This is a genomic window from Pseudomonas sp. PS01270 (assembly GCF_029959775.1).
In the GTDB taxonomy this organism is placed as follows: domain Bacteria; phylum Pseudomonadota; class Gammaproteobacteria; order Pseudomonadales; family Pseudomonadaceae; genus Aquipseudomonas; species Aquipseudomonas atacamensis.
In genome coordinates, this window is sequence record NZ_JASCPT010000226.1 from 1 (window position 1) to 4,070 (window position 4,070).

At 59.2% G+C, this 4,070-nt stretch carries 3 protein-coding genes; 1 reads left to right on the top strand and 2 read right to left on the bottom strand.

Going from position 1 to position 4,070, the window contains the following annotated elements; genetic code table 11:
- Positions 1 to 127 precede the first annotated feature (127 nt).
- Complete coding sequence (locus QMX86_RS27570; RefSeq protein ID WP_282387651.1) at positions 128 to 1,825, top strand: AMP-binding protein; 1,698 nt, start codon at positions 128 to 130, stop codon at positions 1,823 to 1,825.
- A gap of 651 nt (positions 1,826 to 2,476) precedes the next feature.
- Here the strand turns inward: QMX86_RS27570 and QMX86_RS27575 are convergent.
- Positions 2,477 to 3,376 carry a hydroxymethylglutaryl-CoA lyase gene (locus QMX86_RS27575; protein ID WP_041477111.1) on the bottom strand — a complete coding sequence of 300 codons (900 nt, stop codon included), beginning with the start codon at positions 3,374 to 3,376 and terminating at the stop codon, positions 2,477 to 2,479.
- Positions 3,377 to 3,521: 145 nt separating this feature from the next.
- Positions 3,522 to 3,920: a MerR family DNA-binding transcriptional regulator gene (locus QMX86_RS27580; protein ID WP_039763349.1), complete on the bottom strand. Its 399-nt coding sequence runs from the start codon at positions 3,918 to 3,920 to the stop codon at positions 3,522 to 3,524.
- Between the last annotated feature and the right edge of the window lie 150 nt (positions 3,921 to 4,070).

Consider the following 4,070-nt stretch of genomic DNA (forward strand, 5'->3'; position numbering starts at 1 on the left):
GCCTGCTCGCGAAAGCGCTGTATCAGTCGCCCCCAAGGCTCAATGACGCAGCGTATTCGCGAGCAGGCTCGCTCCCACAGGGATTCAAAACCGGGAAAACCCACTAATAAAGACAATAGGGGTCGTCATGGATCAACCCAGTGCAAACCCGCAGCGCAGCTACACCCGTGGCTCTCAGGACAAAGCCCTGCTGGCGATGACCATCGGTCAGCGCTTCGATCAGACTGTCGCGCAATACCCGGACGGCGAGGCGTTGGTGGTGCGCCATCAGCAGTTGCGTTACTCCTGGCGGCAACTGGCCGACGCGGTGGATGAGCAGGCCAGGGCCTTGCTCGCACTGGGCTTGCAGACCGGCGATCGACTCGGCATCTGGGCGCCGAATTGCGCGCAGTGGTGCATTACCCAGTTCGCCACGGCGAAGATCGGCGTGATCCTGGTCAACATCAATCCCGCCTACCGCAGCTCCGAACTCGAATACGTGCTCAAGCAATCCGGCTGTCAGTGGCTGGTCTGCGCCGGAGCGTTCAAAACCTCGAATTACCACGAAATGCTCCAGACCCTGGCGCCAGAATTGGCCGAGCACGCCATCGGTCAGCTGCGCAGCGAACGCCTGCCGGAGCTGCGCGGCGTGATCAGCCTCGATGCCAATCCGCCGCCGGGTTTTCTGCCGTGGTCGCAGCTCAGCGATCTGGCCGCCAGCGTCTCGTCCGAACAGCTGCGCGAACGCAGCGCCAGTCTGCATTTCGATCAACCGGTGAACATCCAGTACACCTCCGGCACTACCGGTTTCCCCAAGGGCGCGACCCTCAGTCACTACAACATTCTCAACAACGGTTACATGGTCGGCGAAAGCCTCGGCCTGACGGCTGCCGATCGTCTGGTGATTCCGGTGCCGCTGTATCACTGCTTCGGCATGGTCATGGGCAACCTCGGTTGCGTCACCCATGGCAGCACGATGATTTACCCCAACGACGCTTTCGATCCGGCGCTCACCCTGCAAGCGGTGGCCGAAGAAAAAGCCACGGCGCTGTACGGTGTGCCGACCATGTTCATCGCCATGCTCGATCAGCCGCAGCGGCAGACTTTCGACCTGTCGAGCCTGCGCACCGGGATCATGGCCGGCGCCACCTGTCCGATTGAGGTCATGCGCCGGGTGATCAACGAAATGCATATGAGCGAAGTGCAGATTGCCTACGGCATGACCGAAACCAGCCCGGTGTCGCTGCAGACCGGGCCTGCGGATGAGCTGGAATTGCGTGTCACCACCGTCGGGCGCACCCAGCCGCAACTGGAAAGCAAGATCATCGACACCGCCGGCAACCTCGTGCCGCGCGGCACCATTGGCGAATTGTGCACGCGCGGTTACAGCGTGATGCTCGGTTACTGGAACAACCCGCAGGCCACCGCCGAAGCCATCGATGAGGCCGGCTGGATGCACACCGGCGACCTGGCGAGCATGAACGAGGAGGGTTACGTCAACATCGCCGGGCGTAACAAAGACATGATCATTCGTGGCGGCGAGAATGTTTATCCCCGTGAGCTGGAGGAATTCTTCTTCACCCATCCGGCGGTGGCGGACGTGCAGGTGATCGGTATTCCCTGCTCACGCTACGGTGAGGAAATCGTCGCCTGGATCAAATTCCACCCCGGCCACAGCGCCTCGGAGCTGGAGCTGCAAAACTGGTGCAAGGAACGCATCGCCCATTTCAAGACACCGCGTTACTTCAAATTCGTCGACGCGTTTCCGATGACGGTGACGGGCAAGATCCAGAAATTCAGGATGCGCGAGATCAGTATCGAGGAGCTGAAAATAACCGAGCGGTAACCTAAACCCTGTGGGAGCTGGCTTGCCAGCGATGGCGTCAGGTCAGCCAGCATCAATGTTGAATGTTCTACCGCAATCGCTGGCAAGCCAGCTCCCACAGGGATCAGGGGATTCAGGAATCACAGAAAGCACAAAGGGGAGCCGAAGCTCCCCTTTAATTTGTCGTTGCGTGCTCTTTTTATTATTGAGGGTCGGTCTGTTGTTGTTTTTGGCAACCGTGGCCCTGTACAGCTTTTTGGCGACCCCCATCCGGGGTCAAGAGCAAACGTATTTTTTTGAGCGCTGATCTGCTTTCTCGTTTAACGATCCAACCGATTCGGGAGCTACCTGAAGGTAGTTTTATTGTTCTCTGCCCGGTTGCGGGTCACTCCTGAGAGCACCCTGAAAAGCACACCTTCTCCAAAAAAATCTGTTAGCTGCGTCTCTGCCGTGTTGTTCTTGTTATGTCAGAGTCGTTTCGTCTTGTTTTTATTGGTTTGCGGCTTTTTATTCTTGTTATGCCATAGAGATAGCAGGTGTCGTGCCAACTTTTAAAAAGCCTTATAAATCAGTGATTTAACTTTTTCAGGCTTTTTCACCCCTAGCCAAAGCCAGACAATTTGTTTCCGTGTTACTCGCTTTTGCCCACTTCACTGATCCAGCGGTAACACCTCACTGCGCGCTGCGTGCCTTGGCCACTCGCGAACCGCTTGGACGGCCGAGCACTGCGCTGATCTGCTGGCCCGCAGCAATCAAGGCGTCCAGATCGATACCGGTCTCGATGCCCAGGCCATTGAGCAGGTACACCACGTCCTCGGTGGCAACGTTACCGCTAGCGCCTTTGGCGTACGGGCAGCCGCCGAGGCCGGCGATAGAGCTGTCGAACACCGCAATGCCTTCGAGCAGGCTGGCGTAGATGTTGGCCATGGCCTGGCCATAGGTGTCATGGAAATGCCCGGCGAGTCTGTCCCGTGGCACCTGCGCCGAAACCACCTCGAACAGGCGCCGGGTCGCGCCCGCCGTGCCGGTGCCGATGGTGTCGCCCAGCGACACTTCGTAGCAGCCCATCGCGTACAGCTCGCGCGCGACCATCGCCACTTGCTCCGGCGCGACCGTGCCTTCATACGGACAGCCCAGCACACAGGAAACGTAACCGCGCACGGTAACGCCGTGTTGTTTCGCCGCCTCCATGATCGGCGCAAACCGCGCCAGGCTCTCGCTGATCGAGCAATTGATGTTGCGCTGCGAGAACGCCTCGGAGGCGGCGGCGAACACCGCGACTTCCTTGACCCCGGCGGCAAGCGCGTCTTCAAAGCCGCGCAAGTTCGGCGCCAGTGCGCCGTAGGTCACGCCGGGTTTGCGCTGGATCTGCGCGAACACTTCGGCGGATCCGGCCATTTGCGGCACCCACTTGGGCGAAACGAAACTGCCGACTTCGATATAGCCGAGCCCTGCGGCGCTCAGGGCGTCGACCAGTTGCACTTTGTCGGCGACGCTGATCGGCTGGGCTTCGTTCTGCAGGCCATCGCGCGGGCCGACTTCGATCAGGCGTACTTGGGAGGGGAGGGACATGGGTGGGACCTGCCTGTTTTTTGAGTTCACGAAGAACCCTGTGGGAGCGAGCCTGCTCGCGAAAGCGTAGGGTCAGTGACAGATATTCTGAATGTCAGACCGTATTCGCGAGCAAGCTCGCTCCCACAGGGGAAGTGGTGAATCTTTAGACCGCCTGCTGGCTCTTGAGCGTCTGCTCCAGCGCCTGCACGCAGCGCTCTTCGGCTGTGTCCAGCTCAAGCTTCATCTGTTCGATATCGAGCAACTGCTGTTCGAGCTGTTCGCGGCGTTCGCTGATTTTCGCCAGCATGCTGTTGAGCTGTTTGGTGTTACCGCCGGACGGGTCGTAGAGCTCGATCAACTCGCGGCATTCGGCCAGGGAAAAACCGATGCGCTTGCCGCGCAGGATCAGCTTCAGAGTGACCTTGTCGCGCGGCGAATAGATACGTTCCTGGCCACGACGCTCGGGGCTGAGCAGGCCTTGCTCTTCATAAAAGCGGATCGCCCGGGTGGTGATGTCCAGCTCGCGGGCGAGGTCGGAAATGCTGTAGGTCTGACTGCTCATGAAAGCGCTCGGAAAAGGGGCATGGCGCTAAGCTAATCGGTGGTTTACGTTTACGTCAAGCGGGATGGTTTTGGGGTGTCTGTACAGGCCCCTTCGCGAGCAAGCTCGCTCCCACAGTGGATGTGTGTGAACACAGGATTTGTGTTCGAC

Bases quoted from the DNA above. Each gene is read 5' to 3' on its own strand.
- QMX86_RS27580 (WP_039763349.1), bottom strand. From the start codon at position 3,920: ATGAGCAGTCAGACCTACAGCATTTCCGACCTCGCCCGCGAGCTGGAC.
- QMX86_RS27575 (WP_041477111.1), bottom strand. From the start codon at position 3,376: ATGTCCCTCCCCTCCCAAGTACGCCTGATCGAAGTCGGCCCGCGCGAT.
- QMX86_RS27570 (WP_282387651.1), top strand. From the start codon at position 128: ATGGATCAACCCAGTGCAAACCCGCAGCGCAGCTACACCCGTGGCTCT.